The sequence below is a fragment of the Rathayibacter oskolensis genome (assembly GCF_900177245.1).
GTDB lineage: Bacteria > Actinomycetota > Actinomycetes > Actinomycetales > Microbacteriaceae > Rathayibacter > Rathayibacter oskolensis.
The window spans coordinates 190,448-202,932 of sequence record NZ_FXBM01000001.1 but is presented as its reverse complement, the minus strand read 5'-3'; the positions used below and the strand labels follow the sequence as shown (position 1 = coordinate 202,932).

Here is a 12,485-nt window from a genome sequence, read left to right as displayed (position 1 = left end):
TCCCCGGCCGATCCGCCCGGGCCGGGCTCATTCAGCAGACAAGGCCGCCCGAGCCTCGACGATCGCGCGGTCGAGTCGCGACGCCCCGTCCACTCCGCGCCAGACGACGTCGTCGACGAGGCGGTTGAGGATCTGCACCAGCTCCGGCAGCTCGGGGATCATCGGGAGCGGCCGGGAGGCGCGATGCGCCTCCTCGAACAGCGAGACGGTGCTCGAGGCGGCGAGCACCCGGGGGTCGCGCCAGGTGTCGAGCCTGGTCCCGGAGGAGCCCGCCAGCGTCGTGCGCACGTCGGCCTCGGCCGTCGCGAGGCGGCGCACCGCGTCCCAGGTCTCGGGCACCGAGACCGCTCCGGCCGTCACGGCGAGCGCCCAGAAGGCGTTCACCACCGGGAGGGCCGTCCCGTCGGCGAGGGCGGGCGCGAGCCCGACGCCGACCCGCCCGTGCACCGCGCTGCCCGGGCCCTGGGCGCGCTGCGCGTAGCCGGCCCAGTTGACCATCAGCGCGACCCGGCCGTCGGCGAAGGCGGCGCCGCTGCCGACGCTGTCGAGCTCGCCCGACCACGGAGGCACGCGGCCGGCGACCACGTGCCCGCGCAGCCACGCGAGTGTCCGCAGCCCCGCCTCCCCGCCGAAGCCGGGTGCGCCGTGCTCATCGAGCACGTCGGCCCCGCGCACGCGGAGCTGGGTGACGAAGTCGTAGACGTTGTTGTGCCCGTCCGGCGCCCCCGCGAGCACCGTGCCCCAGAGCTGCTGCTCGGGGCGGGTGAACCAGGCTGCCTGGCGGTCGAAGTCGACCCACGAGCGAGGAGGCTCGAGGTCGCGCCCCGCAGCCTCGCGGTAGCGCGCCCGCTCCTGCGGCGAGTCGTAGAGGTCGCTGCGCCACACGAGCAGCGGCGGTCCGTCGTGGAAGGGCACGCCCCAGACCGCGCGGGCGTGCGAGGGGACGGCGAAGGCGACCACCTCGGTGAAGGCGGACGACCACGCCGAGGGCCAGCCGTCGAGCGGCGCGCCCTCGAGCAGGTCGTCCAGCGGCCTGATCGACGCGTTGGCCGCGAGGCGCGGGAGCCAGTCGGCCGGGACGAGCACGAGATCGGCGCTGCCGTCGACGCAGACCGGGGTCTCGAACAGGGCGTGCTCGAGCTCGGGGAGGCCCAGCCAGTGCTCGTCGAGGATCAGGCCCGGGTCGACTCCGGGCCCGCGCTGCGCGGCGATCGACGCCTGGAACCCGTCGCCCGAGCGGCCCCAGAGCGAGGCGGTCACCGCTGCACCGGTTCGGTCGCGGTCAGCAGAGCGAGATCGGCGCGCCGGGGCAGCCCCTCCCAGTCGCCGGGGGCGAGGCACTGGAACGCCCCGACCGTCACGGCGGTCTCGAGGCAGCGGTCGACAGGGAGCCCTCGGACGAACTCCGCGAGGTAGCCGGCGACGAAGGCGTCGCCGGCGCCGACGGTGTCGACCACGGACACGCGCACCGCCGGCACGCGCCGGTCGACACCGTCGACCACGGCGACGCAGCCCTCGGCGCCGAGCTTGACGACCGCGTGGCGGGGGCCGAGCCCCGCGAGCGACCGGGCCAGCTCGAGCGGGTCGTCGTCGACGTCGGCGCCCACCAGCAGGCGCGCCTCCTCCGCGCCCGCGAAGATCAGCGTCGCGGAGGCGGCGACGTCGCGGTACGCCGCCGCGGCGTCCCTCCCGAGCCAGAGCGAAGGGCGGTGGTTGACGTCGAACGAGACCGGCACCCCGGCCTCGACGGCCAGGCGGACGGCCTCGCGCGCCGCGTCGCGGGCCGAGTCGGACAGCGCGAGGGTGATCCCCGTCACGTGCAGGCAGGAGGCGCCGCGGATCAGCTCGGCGGGCACGTCGCCGCGGCCGAGGCGGCTGCCCGCGCTGTGCCGGCGGTGGTAGGTGACCCGCGCGGTCACGGGAGTGGGCCGCTCCTTGATCATCAGCGCGGTCGGCGCCTCCGGATCGCGGCGCACCACGAGGTCGACGCCCTCGCCGCGGAGCTCGCGGACGACGCGCTCGCCCGCGCTGTCCGCACCGACGACACCGATCCAGGCGGCCGGCGTCCCGAGGCGCACCAGGGCGACGGCGACGTTCGACTCGGCCCCGCCGATCCCCACCGCGACGCTCTGCGCGTGCGCGAGGGAGCCGTCGGTGTGGAGGAGGGCGAGTGTCTCGCCGAGCGTGACGACCGGGCCCTCGGGCACGCGATCCGTCGCGACGGGGCGCGCGGGAACGGCCCTGACCCGCTCCACCGCCGCCCGCGCACGCTCCGCGAGTGCTGCGGAGTCGCCCTCGGCGATGTCGGACCGCGAGGCGAGCCAGCTGGCGCCGACCGCCATCACGAGGGGGCTGGCGAGGAGGCGGCGGGCCTCGTCGATACCCACGCCTCCGCTCGGGAAGAAGCGCACGTCAGGGAAGGGCCCGGCGAGCGCCTCGAGGGCGGGGAGGCCGCCGAGGAGGGAGGAGGGGAAGAACTTCACGATCGAGAGCCCGAGACCGACGGCGCGCTGGAGCTCGGTGGCCGTGGCGATCCCGGGCAGTGGGAGGACGCCCAGGGCGAGGCAGCGCTCGACCACTGCGCTGTCGAGGCCGGGGCTGACGACGAACCGCGCCCCCGCCTCCGCGACCTGGTCGACCTGCTCGACGGTGAGGACGGTGCCCGCGCCCACGACGAGATCGCCCCGGCTCGCGAGCATCCGGAGCGACTCGAGACCGGCCGAGGTGCGCAGCGTCACCTCGACCGCGCCGACCCCCGCCGCGACGAGCGCGTCGCCCAGGTCGTCGGCGCGCTCGACGTCGTCGATCACCACGACCGGCACCACCGCCGTGCGGGCCAGCGCCTCGGCGACGGCCGTCATCGACTCCTCGGGGCCGCTCACCGGCCGAGCCACCCTCCGTCGACCGGGAGGGTGATCCCGCTGACGTAGGCGGAGGCGTCGCTCGCGAGGAACACCGCCGCGCCTCCCAGATCCTCCGCCGCTCCCCAGCGACCCGCGGGGATGCGCTCGAGGATGGAGCGGGAGCGGTTCTCGTCGTCGCGCAGGGCCGCGGTGTTGTCGGTCGCGATGTAGCCGGGGGCGAGGGCGTTCACCCTGACTCCTCTGGCGGCCCACTCGTTCGAGAGCGCCCTGACGAGCCCGGCGACCGCCGACTTCGAGGCCGTATACCCGGGGACGGTGATGCCGCCCTGGAAGCTCAGCAGCGAGGCGGTGAACACGATCGAGCCGCGGCCGCGCTCGAGCATCGGCCGGGCGAGCACCTGGGTGAGCGCGAAGGGACCGGAGAGGTTGACCTCGAGCACGCGGTCCCAGAGCTCGAGCGGATGCTCGGCGGCGGGGACGCGCTCGATGGTCCCCGCGTTGTTGAGGAGGACGTCGATCGGCCGACCGAGGTCGTTCAGCGCGGCACCGAGCTCGAGGGTGGCGTCGCGGTCGGAGAAGTCGCAGCCGATCCCGCGGAAGTCGCGGCCCAGGGCCCGCACCCGCTCGCCGATCTCCCCGCCGTCGGCCGGCATCGCCGCGCTGACGCCGACGATGTCGGCACCGGCGCGGGCGAGCGCCTCGGCCATGGCGAGCCCGATCCCCCTCCGCGCCCCGGTGACGACGGCGAGGCGGCCGGTGAGGTCGAACGGCCCGGTCATCGCGCACCCTCGGCCGACGGCGCCCCGCCGACGTCGATCAGGATCTTCATCGCCCGACCCGCGTCGAGCTCGGCGAACGCGTCCTGGACCGCGGCGAGCGGCTCGATGCGGGTGATCAGCAGGTCGGCGGGCACGACTCCGCGCGCGAGCAGCTCGACGGCCGTCTCGAAGTCGGCCCGCTCGTAGACGCGGGCCCCGATCAGCGTGAGCTCGCGCCAGAACACGCGCTGCAGATCGATCGGGCGAGGCTCGGTGTGGATCGCGACGACGACGACGCGGCCGCGGACGCGCGCGAGCGACGTCGCTCCGAGCACGGCCGCCGCGGCTCCGGAGACCTCGAACACGACGTCGGCGCCCGCACCGCGAGTCCACTCGTCGACCCAGGCGACCTGGTCGACGGCGCGCGGGTCGAGCACCTCGAAGCCGAGCTCGGCGACGGCGGCGCGGCGGGTGGCGTCCAGCTCGACGACGACGACCTCCGCTCCGAACTCGCGGGCGGTCGTCGCGATCAGCACGCCGATCGGGCCGCCGCCGATCACGACGGCCCGCTCTCCCGGAACGAGCCCCGAGCGGCGGACGTCGTGCACCGACACAGCGACCGGCTCGACGAGGGCGGCGTGGTCGAGGCTCAGCCCGTCCGGCAGCCGGACGAGAGTCCGGGCGGGGACGTTCCAGTACTGCTGGAGCGCACCCGGGGAGTCGATCCCGATGAAGTCGAGGTTCTGGCAGATGTGCTCATTGCCGGCGAGGCACGCCTGGCAGGTGCCGTCCCAGTCCAGCGGCATGACGGTGACGCGGTCGCCGACCGACCAGCCGTCGACTCCGTCGCCGATCGCGGCGATCGTGCCGCTCATCTCATGACCGATCACCGCGTCGTGGGCGACCCGGCCGTCCATGGAGCCGTGGAAGATGTGCAGATCGGTGCCGCAGAGACCGACGAAGCCGACCTCGATCTCGACGGAGCCGGGCTCCGGCGCCCGCCTGACCTCGTCGACCACGGCGAAGCTGCGGTCTCGGCGGTACTGGACGGCGCGATACGGATCGGTGAGCACGGTGTCTCCTTCGACAGGCTGATTCATATTACGTATCAGCCTATATCGGCCCGCCCGGGAGGCCAAAGCCCGCCCGGCTCCGCTTTGCTCACATCTTTGCCGCGGCCGACCCGCACGCGGGTCAGTCGGAGGAGCGCACGACGCGGCTCTTCGCCGACCAGAAGCGCATCAGCGCGCCCGCCAGGATCGACCCCGCGGCCCCCGCAGCCAGGTCGCCGAGCGTGTCCTCGTAGGCGACGAAGATCGTCGGATCGACGAAGCGGTGACCCGCCCACTCCCCCCACTCCCAGACGACGCCCGCGGTCGTGCCGAAGCACGCGCACAGCACGACCGCCGGTGCGAGCGGCCCGCGATCGCCCGCCACGGCGGGCACGACTCCGGCCCGCGCAGCGACGACGTAGGCGACGGCCGCCACCAGCCCGTTGAGCACGAAGTGCACCACGACGTCCCACCACGCCCACGCCTGGTACAGGTCGAGCACGCTGCTCCAGGAGGCGACGAGCAGGGCGCCGCCGAACGCCGCGTCGAGCGCGGGGCGGATGCCGAGGAAGCGCGGGATCACGAGTCCTATCGCCGAGAGGGCGAAGACCATCACGTCGACGAAGCCCCAGCCGATGCCGGCCGCGACCATGCTGGCCACTCCGGCGAGCCGGACCGCGTCGGCGAGCCACTCGCCGCGGGTGCGCGGGGGCTCGAGGAACGTCTCGACGAGAGCGGCGCCGCTCACGACGTCGCAGCGAAGCGCAGCAGCGCCTGCACCGGCTCGTGGTCGGAGGGGGCCGCGCCGTCGTAGCGCACGGCGTTGATGCCGGCCGCGACGACCTCGAAGGCTCCGGCCGAGACGGCGAGCCAGTCGATCCTGCGCCCCGGCTTCGGCGGGTGGTAGTTCGAGTAGGTGCCCCACGACGGGCTGAGGTGCCGGCCGGCCACGACCCAGGAGTCGGCGAGCTGCGCGCCGTCGAGCAGGGCGCGGTAGGGGGCTGTCCCCGCATCGGTGTTCGCGTCGCCCATCACGATCGCCGGGCGGCCGAGCGCGGTCACCCTCTGCGCGATCAGCTCGGCCGAGCGCAGACGCGAGCGCCGCGAGAGGTGGTCGAAGTGCGTCGACACGACCGTCAGCTCGCGGTTCGTCCCGTAGTCGGTGAGTTCGGCGATCACCGCGGTGCGCGGGATCCTGTTGCCCCAGGTGCGCGAGCCAGCGGTGTCGGGAGTGTCGGACAGGGCGATCTGCGACCAGTCGCGCACCGCGAAGCGGCTGCGGTCGACGAACAGCATCACCCGCTCGCCTCCCCGGTCGGGATCGCGGCCGAACCCCATGCCCTCGAAGGACGAGCCGAGGACGTCGTGCACCAGTGCGGCCTGGTCGGGCAGCGCCTCCTGCACGGCGAGGATCGACGGGCGCTCGGTCTCGAGCAGGCGGCGCACCAGCGGCGCACGGCGCTCCCACTGGTCGACCGAGCGCGAGGTGAGCCGGGGCATCCTCCGACGGATGTTGTAGCTCATCGCGTGCAGGTCGGGCGCCCCGGTCGGACCGATCAGAGGCGTCGGGACGGTCATGCTCTCAGCCTAGGCGGGCGCCGACGGGTCGCGGTGAGGGTTGCGGAGGCGGCCACGCGCCCACCTACTCTTCGGAGATGACCCTCTCCCCCGCCCTCTCGGCGCTCGCCGACGAGTCCTTCGTCTCGCTCACCACGTTCCGCAGGTCCGGAGTCGGGGTGTCGACTCCGGTCTGGATCTCGCGCGACGGCACGGAGCTGATCGTCACCACCCCGCGGAAGAGCGGGAAGGTGAAGCGCCTGCGCAACGACCCCCGGGTGACCCTCGTCCCGTGCGACCGGCGCGGGAGGGTGAAGGAGGGAGCGGCGGTCGTCGAGGGCTCCGCCCGCATCGTCTCGGACGAGGAGACGGTCGAGCGGCTCGGCAAGGTCTTCGCGCGCAAGTACCGGCTCGAGTACCGCGTGTTCCTCTTCATCGAGGGGATCGTCACACGAGGGGACCGCACCCGCGTGATGCTGAGGATCTCGGACCGCTGAGCGGCCCTACACGCTGCGGGCCCGCGCAGGAAGGGCCTCCGGAGCGCGTCGCGCCGGGTCTAGCGTGGGGGCGATCGATCGCCGGTGCGGTTGCGCGCGACCGCTGCGCACACCGGCGCACGCAGAAGGAGCACGTATGAGCATCGGAGCAGGCATCTTCCTCCTCGTCGTCGGCGCGGTCCTCGCGTTCGCCGTCGACGTCCAGCTGGCCGGAGTCGATCTGAAGCTGATCGGCTACATCCTGATGGCCGCAGGGGCCGTCGGCCTCGTGCTCGGCCTCGTCCTGATGACCCGCCGGCGCCAGGCCGTGTCGACCACCCGCTCGGCGGTCGACCCCGCCAGCGGCGAGCAGGTCACGCGCCGCACGAGCGAGAGCGACGGACCGGTGGTCTGACGCACCGGAGAGACACGCACGAGGGGCGGGACCGGCCGAGCCGGTGCCCGCCCCTCGCTGCGTCCGCAGCGGGGCGCCTACTCGTCGGCGTCGCCGCCCGAGACCGTGTCGGTGTCGCCGCCGCCGGGAGAGTTGTCGGTCCCGGAGCCGTCGGGGAGCTCCTCGGTCTCGTCGCCGTCGTCGCCGGTGGGGCGGGTGTCCTTGTCCATGGTGGTCTCCCTTCGGCCGGCGAGAGGCCGCCGACGCCTCCACTCTCCTCCGGGCCCGCGGGGCCGGGCAGGGGGTAGCGGAGGCGGCCCTCACGTGTCAGGAGGCCGGTGCGGCGTCCCGCCTCAGGCGGCGTCGTCCCAGCCGAGGTTCGCGGCCATCAGGCGCAGCGTCACGAGCGTCCGCTCGTAGTCCTCCTCGGTGAGGCCCGTCATGACCGCGGTCCGCTCGGCGCCGACCACCTCCTCGAGTCGCCCGGTCGCGACGGCGCCGCGGTCGGTGAGCGAGAAGAGCTCTCCCTCGACCGCCACCCAGCCGCTCTCGACCAGTTCGGCGAGGTGGACGACCGCGCCCTCGCCCTGCGGCTCCTCCTCGCTCGGCGGTCGCAGGAACGGCGCGAGCACCCGGTCGAGCTCGGCGGCCGGCGACGGCCCGCGCCGCAGGGTCTCGAGCAGCTGCCACTGCCTCCGGGTCACGCCGTGCTCCTCGAGGATCAGCGCGAAGCGCTCCTCGATGAGGCGGTCGACGAGCGCCAGCCAGTATCCGATCGGTCGTTGATCAGCCATGCCGTCACGATACGCCGGGGCACAAGGCCCAGCGCAGAACGCCCCGCTTCCGCTTGACTGGACGCGCTCCGCCGACAGACGGCGGCACCCGGGAGGCGACATGGCGAACCACCGTTTCGAGCTGCGGTCCGGCCGCGGGATCGGCGTCTCGGCGGCGGGCGATCCCATCGCCGACCGCCTCGTGGTCTTCTGCCACCCCACCCCCGGAGCGGGCGGCTTCGATCCCGATCCGCTCGTCACCGGCCCCTGGGGGCTGCACCTGCTCATCCTCGACCGCCCGGGCTACGGCGCCTCCGACCCCGTCGACGCGGCGCACGGCAGCGTGCAGGACCGCGCCGACGACCTCGCGGAGTACCTGCGCCGATCCGAGCGCACCGCGCGCATGGTCGACGGCGCCCGGTTCGGCAGTGTCGGCGTGGTCGGCTGGGGCTCGGGAGGCGTCTTCGCGCTCTCCCTCGCGGCGCGCCACCCCGATCTGGTCGATCGTCTGGCGATCGTCGGCACGCCCGCGCCCCCCCAGGCCGGCGTCCTGGTCCGCCCGACCGACGCGTGGGAGCGCCGCGAGGTGCTGCCCGGCGAGGACGCGGCGGCCATCGGCGCGGCGCTCCCCGCCGACGTGCCGGGGATCGACTCGCTCGGCATCGAGTCCGGCGACCCGGTGCTCGCGGCGCACGGCGGGGTCCGCAATCGCCTCGAGCGCATGCTCGGCGAGGGATGGCGGCAGGGGCCGGGCGGCGCCGCGACCGATCTCGCCGCCCTGCGCGACGGATCGTGGGCCGACGAGCTCGACCGGGTGACCGCCTCCGCCCTCATCGTGCACGGCGACGCCGACCCGGTCGCGAGCGCGGAGGACGGCCGCTGGTACCGCGGCCGCCTCGCCGACGCGCGGACCGCGACCGTCGACGGCACGGGGCGCCTCGCCCTCGTGCGCGAGTGGCGGCGGATCCTCGACCACGTCGCGCCGCTCGAGCGCGGCGCGGAGGACAGATGACCCAGCGGCCACTCGGCACCGGCCCGCTCGTGCTCGCCTCGGCGATGGCGGTGTCGGGAGTCGTCCACCTCGCCCACCCGAGCACCTTCGACGCGGTCGTGCCGCGCGGGATGCCTGGGTCGGCCCGCGGCTGGGTCCTCGCCTCCGGTGCCGCCGAGATCGCCTGCGCGGCGGCGATGCTCTGGCCGCCCACGCGGAGGGCCGGCGGCCTCGCCTCCGCCGCGCTGATGGCCGCCGTGTTCCCCGGCAACGTGCAGATTGCCCGGGATGCGCGACGCCCGCGCACCCGCGCGATCACGCTCCTGCGCCTCCCGCTGCAGATCCCGCTCGTGCTCTGGGGGCTCGAGGCGGCGCGGTCCACGGGGCGCTGAGCACCCGGCGCAACCCCACGCGGCCGCGTCGGACGCGCTGATACCGTCCTGGGATGAGCGACCAGACGGCGGACGATCGCCGAGACCAGTTGACCAGTGCGCCGAAGGCGACCGAGGCCGATGCCGCTCCCCGCATCGACGTCTCGACGACCGATGCGGGCGACACGCACATCGAGATCCGCGACGACGCCGCCGTGCGCCCGGGCCGGATCGACGACGACGAGGACCAGGACGAGAGCGGCTCGGATGTCTGAGCGCCGCCGTGCCGCGATGGTCTACAACCCCGTCAAGGTCGACCTCGAGGCGGTGAAGGCCGCGGTGACGCGCGCCGAGGAGGCCGCGGGCTGGGACGAGACTCTGTGGTTCGAGACCTCGGTCGAGGATCCGGGAGCCGGCCAGACGCGCGAGGCCCTCGAGGCCGGCGCCGACATGGTGATCGCGGCCGGAGGCGACGGCACCGTGCGCGTGGTCGCGGAGGCACTGCAGGGCTCCGACGCCTCGCTGGCGCTGCTGCCCTCGGGGACCGGCAACCTGCTCGCCCGCAACCTCGACCTGACCCTCGACGACGTCGACAACGCCCTGACCGTCGCCTTCACCGGCAAGGACAGGCCCATCGACGTCGGCATGATCGAGATCGAGACCAGCGAGGGCCGCGACCGACGCGCCTTCGTGGTCATGGCCGGGCTCGGGATCGACGCGAAGATGCTCGCGAACACCGACGACGACCTCAAGAAGCGCGCGGGCTGGCTCGCCTACGTCGACGCGCTGCGGAAGGCGCTGCTCGACAAGAACCAGCTCGAGTTCCGCTACCGCCTCGACGGGTCCAAGACCCGCAAGGTGCGTGCGCACACGATCATCGTGGGCAACTGCGGGTCGCTCCCCGCGAACATCCTCCTGCTGCCGGACGCCGCGGTGGACGACGGCGAGTTCGACATCGTCCTGCTGCGCCCCGAGGGCTTCGTCGGCTGGGTGCAGATCATCTTCAAGGTGGTCTGGGAGAACGGCGTCCTCCGCCGGACCGGTGTCGTCGGGCAGAAGCTGATGGGTCTGACGAAGGAGGTGGCGGCCCTGCGCTACGTGAAGGGCCGCGAGCTCGTCGTGCGGCTCGATCGCCCGCAGGAGATCGAGCTCGACGGCGACCCCTTCGGCTCGACCTCCGCGTTCCGCACCTGGATCGAGCCCGGCGGGCTCACGGTCAGGGTGCCCGCCTGATCAGGACGTCTGATCAAGACGCCTGATCAGTACACGTCGTCGCCCCAGCTCGGCGCGACGACCGGGCCGGCGTTCGGCGCGGAGGCGGTCGCCGACAGCTGCACCCGGCCCGGGACGGTCGCGGTCAGGGTGTAGGCGAGCTCCGGAGTGGCCTCGAACAGTCCGAGGGCGGGACCCCGCCAGGTGAAGACGTACTCGACGGCGCCCTTCAGGTCGGCCGTCGCGGTCGTGAAGCTCCAGCCGGCGCCGGTGAGGGCGATCGGGCGGCCGCCGACCCACGTCGACGCGGGGTAGCGCACGCGCACGGCGAGTGTCGCCGCGGGGGCGCCGACGCGGATCCGGATCCGGGTGTCGATCCCGGTGCGGTGGCCGGCCGCGTCCCAGTGGGCGCGGCTCTGCCAGACGTCGAAGACGAGGGCGGCGGGAGTCCTCGGCGGAAGCGCGGCGTACTCCGGTGCGCGCGACGGCGCACCGGAGTCACCTCTCAGGGAGGTCGTGGGCACAGGGGTACTACTCCAGGGTGGCGGGTGTTGTGGGGGTCCGCTGACCGGGGCAGGGAGTTTCGGGTTCCCGCCCGGCTCGAGCGCGGAGCACGGAGGCGCGGTACTGCAGTGCGGCTTCGGGTGCCGCACCCCATTCATGCGCCTGCATGGACATCGTGACACTAGTGCGAATTCCGTCGAGAAGGCAATGAGATCCGCACAGTTCTCGGTGATTCGCCCTCTTGGGGGGGCATTTACCTTTGCAATACCCCGCGGCGGCAACGGATTTCGCAGTGGGAGCGCCTGACCGAGCTCGTCCGCCCGCGGCGCGGGCCGGTCCCGTCAAGCCGCGGCGCGGGATCCGCCGCTCGCGTACCTTTCCCCCATGGGCTTCTTCGACCGCACCGACCCCGTGACCCCGCCACGAGAGCCTCGGCCCGAGCAGCCGCCGACGGTGTGGCGGGACGGCCTCGGCCGCTTCGCTCTCCGCTGCCTCCAGGTGATCATCGTGCTCTCCCTCGCGACGGTGCTCGTGCTGGCCATGACGCAGCTGACGCTCGTGCTGATCCCGGTGCTGATCGCGCTCATCCTCGCCTCCGCGATCTACCCCCTCCTGGCGTGGCTGCGCCGGAAGGGTGTGCCGTCGATCCTCGCGACCTGGCTCGCGCTGCTCAGCATCCTGGCGGTCCTCGGAGCGGTCGCATGGCTCATCACCGTCGCCGTGCGCAACCAGTGGGACGAGCTGGTCAGCAGCGCCTCCGACGGCATCGCCTCGCTGCAGGACTACGTGCAGCACCTGCCCTTCCAGATCGACGAGCAGCAGATCGCCGACGCCCAGCAGAGCGTCGTCGACTTCCTCACCTCGAGCTCCTTCGGCTCGGGTGCGCTCGCCGGCGCCGCCGCCGCCGCGAACTTCGTGACCGGTCTCGTGCTGATGATCGTCGTGCTGTTCTTCTTCATGAAGGACGGGCCGAAGATCTGGGAGTTCCTCCTGCGCCCCTTCACCGGGTCGAGCTACGACCGCGCCCGCCGGGTCGGCGACAAGTCGGTCGACGTGCTGGGCAGCTACATCCGCGGCACGGCGATCGTCGCGGCGGTCGACGCGATCGGCATCGGAGTCGCCCTCGCGATCCTGCAGATCCCGCTCGCCATCCCGCTCGCCGTGGTCGTGTTCCTGACGGCCTTCATCCCGATCGTCGGGGCGACGGCGGCGGGGATCCTGGCCGCACTCGTCGCTCTCGTCTCGGCGGGACCCGGCCCTGCGCTGATCGTGATCATCGTCGTCATCGGGGTCAACCAGCTCGAGGGCAACTTCCTCCAGCCGGTCGTGATGGCCCGCTCGCTCAAGCTGCACCCGCTCATCGTGCTGATCGCCCTGACCATCGGCACCGTGCTCGCCGGCATCGTCGGAGCCGTTCTCGCGGTGCCGATCGCAGCGGTCGTCTGGGGCATCGTCTCGGTCTGGAACGGGCCGGACCGGCCCGCGGAGCCGGCGCGGCAGAAGCGGCGCGAGACCGTCTGACGGGCTGCCCCC

At 73.6% G+C, this 12,485-nt stretch carries 16 protein-coding genes; 7 read left to right on the top strand and 9 right to left on the bottom strand.

Features of this window, described 5'->3' with window-relative positions:
- Positions 1 to 27: 27 nt before the first annotated feature.
- The 6 genes from B9Y99_RS01045 to B9Y99_RS01020 all read right to left on the bottom strand — a co-directional run bounded on the left by B9Y99_RS01045 (position 28) and on the right by B9Y99_RS01020 (position 6,252).
- The gene (locus tag B9Y99_RS01045; protein ID WP_165759502.1) at positions 28 to 1,260 is read right to left on the bottom strand and encodes an extracellular solute-binding protein; all 1,233 of its coding nucleotides are present in this window, start codon (positions 1,258 to 1,260) and stop codon (positions 28 to 30) included.
- Positions 1,257 to 2,882, bottom strand: coding sequence for a bifunctional 4-hydroxy-2-oxoglutarate aldolase/2-dehydro-3-deoxy-phosphogluconate aldolase (gene eda, locus B9Y99_RS01040; RefSeq protein ID WP_129587840.1), 1,626 nt, complete (start codon positions 2,880 to 2,882; stop codon positions 1,257 to 1,259). The genes B9Y99_RS01045 and eda overlap by 4 nt, the downstream gene beginning before the upstream one ends.
- A complete protein-coding gene (locus B9Y99_RS01035; protein ID WP_085474764.1) occupies positions 2,879 to 3,643 on the bottom strand; it encodes an SDR family oxidoreductase in 765 nt (254 codons plus the stop codon). The genes eda and B9Y99_RS01035 overlap by 4 nt, the downstream gene beginning before the upstream one ends.
- Positions 3,640 to 4,695 carry a zinc-dependent alcohol dehydrogenase gene (locus B9Y99_RS01030; RefSeq protein ID WP_244274732.1) on the bottom strand — a complete coding sequence of 352 codons (1,056 nt, stop codon included), beginning with the start codon at positions 4,693 to 4,695 and terminating at the stop codon, positions 3,640 to 3,642. Before B9Y99_RS01030 ends, B9Y99_RS01035 begins: the two co-directional genes overlap by 4 nt.
- A gap of 121 nt (positions 4,696 to 4,816) precedes the next feature.
- The gene (locus B9Y99_RS01025) at positions 4,817 to 5,422 is read right to left on the bottom strand and encodes a DUF2238 domain-containing protein (RefSeq protein WP_085474762.1); all 606 of its coding nucleotides are present in this window, start codon (positions 5,420 to 5,422) and stop codon (positions 4,817 to 4,819) included.
- A complete protein-coding gene (locus tag B9Y99_RS01020) occupies positions 5,419 to 6,252 on the bottom strand; it encodes an endonuclease/exonuclease/phosphatase family protein (protein ID WP_085474761.1) in 834 nt (277 codons plus the stop codon). The genes B9Y99_RS01025 and B9Y99_RS01020 overlap by 4 nt, the downstream gene beginning before the upstream one ends.
- Before the next feature lie 77 nt (positions 6,253 to 6,329).
- On the opposite strand from B9Y99_RS01020, the gene B9Y99_RS01015 reads away from it, so the two are divergent.
- Positions 6,330 to 6,728, top strand: a complete 399-nt coding sequence (locus B9Y99_RS01015; RefSeq protein WP_085474760.1) for a PPOX class F420-dependent oxidoreductase — start codon at positions 6,330 to 6,332, stop codon at positions 6,726 to 6,728.
- Positions 6,729 to 6,864: 136 nt separating this feature from the next.
- Positions 6,865 to 7,122 (top strand): DUF6458 family protein, encoded by a 258-nt coding sequence (locus tag B9Y99_RS01010; protein WP_085474759.1) that lies wholly within the window; start codon positions 6,865 to 6,867, stop codon positions 7,120 to 7,122.
- 77 nt (positions 7,123 to 7,199) lie between these two features.
- Here B9Y99_RS01010 and B9Y99_RS19335 read toward each other — a convergent pair whose 3' ends face one another.
- Both B9Y99_RS19335 and B9Y99_RS01005 read right to left on the bottom strand, forming a co-directional pair.
- Positions 7,200 to 7,331: a hypothetical protein gene (locus B9Y99_RS19335; protein WP_280157787.1), complete on the bottom strand. Its 132-nt coding sequence runs from the start codon at positions 7,329 to 7,331 to the stop codon at positions 7,200 to 7,202.
- 123 nt (positions 7,332 to 7,454) lie between these two features.
- Positions 7,455 to 7,895, bottom strand: coding sequence for a transcriptional regulator (locus tag B9Y99_RS01005; RefSeq protein ID WP_085474758.1), 441 nt, complete (start codon positions 7,893 to 7,895; stop codon positions 7,455 to 7,457).
- Between the two features lie 100 nt (positions 7,896 to 7,995).
- Here B9Y99_RS01005 and B9Y99_RS01000 point away from each other — a divergent pair, with 100 nt between their 5' ends.
- From B9Y99_RS01000 to B9Y99_RS00985, 4 genes are read left to right on the top strand one after another with little or no spacing between them, the layout of a single operon-like run.
- A complete protein-coding gene (locus B9Y99_RS01000) occupies positions 7,996 to 8,886 on the top strand; it encodes an alpha/beta fold hydrolase (RefSeq protein ID WP_165759501.1) in 891 nt (296 codons plus the stop codon).
- Positions 8,883 to 9,257: a DoxX family protein gene (locus tag B9Y99_RS00995; protein WP_085474756.1), complete on the top strand. Its 375-nt coding sequence runs from the start codon at positions 8,883 to 8,885 to the stop codon at positions 9,255 to 9,257. Before B9Y99_RS01000 ends, B9Y99_RS00995 begins: the two co-directional genes overlap by 4 nt.
- A gap of 53 nt (positions 9,258 to 9,310) precedes the next feature.
- The gene (locus tag B9Y99_RS00990) at positions 9,311 to 9,511 is read left to right on the top strand and encodes a hypothetical protein (protein WP_085474755.1); all 201 of its coding nucleotides are present in this window, start codon (positions 9,311 to 9,313) and stop codon (positions 9,509 to 9,511) included.
- Positions 9,504 to 10,469, top strand: a complete 966-nt coding sequence (locus tag B9Y99_RS00985; RefSeq protein WP_085474754.1) for a diacylglycerol/lipid kinase family protein — start codon at positions 9,504 to 9,506, stop codon at positions 10,467 to 10,469. The genes B9Y99_RS00990 and B9Y99_RS00985 overlap by 8 nt, the downstream gene beginning before the upstream one ends.
- A gap of 26 nt (positions 10,470 to 10,495) precedes the next feature.
- Here the strand turns inward: B9Y99_RS00985 and B9Y99_RS00980 are convergent, their stop codons facing one another.
- A complete protein-coding gene (locus tag B9Y99_RS00980; RefSeq protein WP_085474753.1) occupies positions 10,496 to 10,972 on the bottom strand; it encodes a hypothetical protein in 477 nt (158 codons plus the stop codon).
- Between the two features lie 364 nt (positions 10,973 to 11,336).
- Here B9Y99_RS00980 and B9Y99_RS00975 point away from each other — a divergent pair, with 364 nt between their 5' ends.
- Positions 11,337 to 12,473, top strand: coding sequence for an AI-2E family transporter (locus B9Y99_RS00975; protein ID WP_085474752.1), 1,137 nt, complete (start codon positions 11,337 to 11,339; stop codon positions 12,471 to 12,473).
- Positions 12,474 to 12,485: the final 12 nt, after the last annotated feature.

Excerpts from the sequence above, each read along its gene's own strand:
- B9Y99_RS01020 (WP_085474761.1), bottom strand. The coding sequence starts at position 6,252 with ATGACCGTCCCGACGCCTCTGATCGGTCCGACCGGGGCGCCCGACCTG.
- B9Y99_RS01000 (WP_165759501.1), top strand. The coding sequence starts at position 7,996 with ATGGCGAACCACCGTTTCGAGCTGCGGTCCGGCCGCGGGATCGGCGTC.
- B9Y99_RS00975 (WP_085474752.1), top strand. The coding sequence starts at position 11,337 with ATGGGCTTCTTCGACCGCACCGACCCCGTGACCCCGCCACGAGAGCCT.
- B9Y99_RS01010 (WP_085474759.1), top strand. The coding sequence starts at position 6,865 with ATGAGCATCGGAGCAGGCATCTTCCTCCTCGTCGTCGGCGCGGTCCTC.
- B9Y99_RS00985 (WP_085474754.1), top strand. The coding sequence starts at position 9,504 with ATGTCTGAGCGCCGCCGTGCCGCGATGGTCTACAACCCCGTCAAGGTC.
- B9Y99_RS01005 (WP_085474758.1), bottom strand. The coding sequence starts at position 7,895 with ATGGCTGATCAACGACCGATCGGATACTGGCTGGCGCTCGTCGACCGC.
- B9Y99_RS19335 (WP_280157787.1), bottom strand. The coding sequence starts at position 7,331 with ATGGACAAGGACACCCGCCCCACCGGCGACGACGGCGACGAGACCGAG.
- B9Y99_RS00995 (WP_085474756.1), top strand. The coding sequence starts at position 8,883 with ATGACCCAGCGGCCACTCGGCACCGGCCCGCTCGTGCTCGCCTCGGCG.
- B9Y99_RS01035 (WP_085474764.1), bottom strand. The coding sequence starts at position 3,643 with ATGACCGGGCCGTTCGACCTCACCGGCCGCCTCGCCGTCGTCACCGGG.
- B9Y99_RS01015 (WP_085474760.1), top strand. The coding sequence starts at position 6,330 with ATGACCCTCTCCCCCGCCCTCTCGGCGCTCGCCGACGAGTCCTTCGTC.
- B9Y99_RS00990 (WP_085474755.1), top strand. The coding sequence starts at position 9,311 with ATGAGCGACCAGACGGCGGACGATCGCCGAGACCAGTTGACCAGTGCG.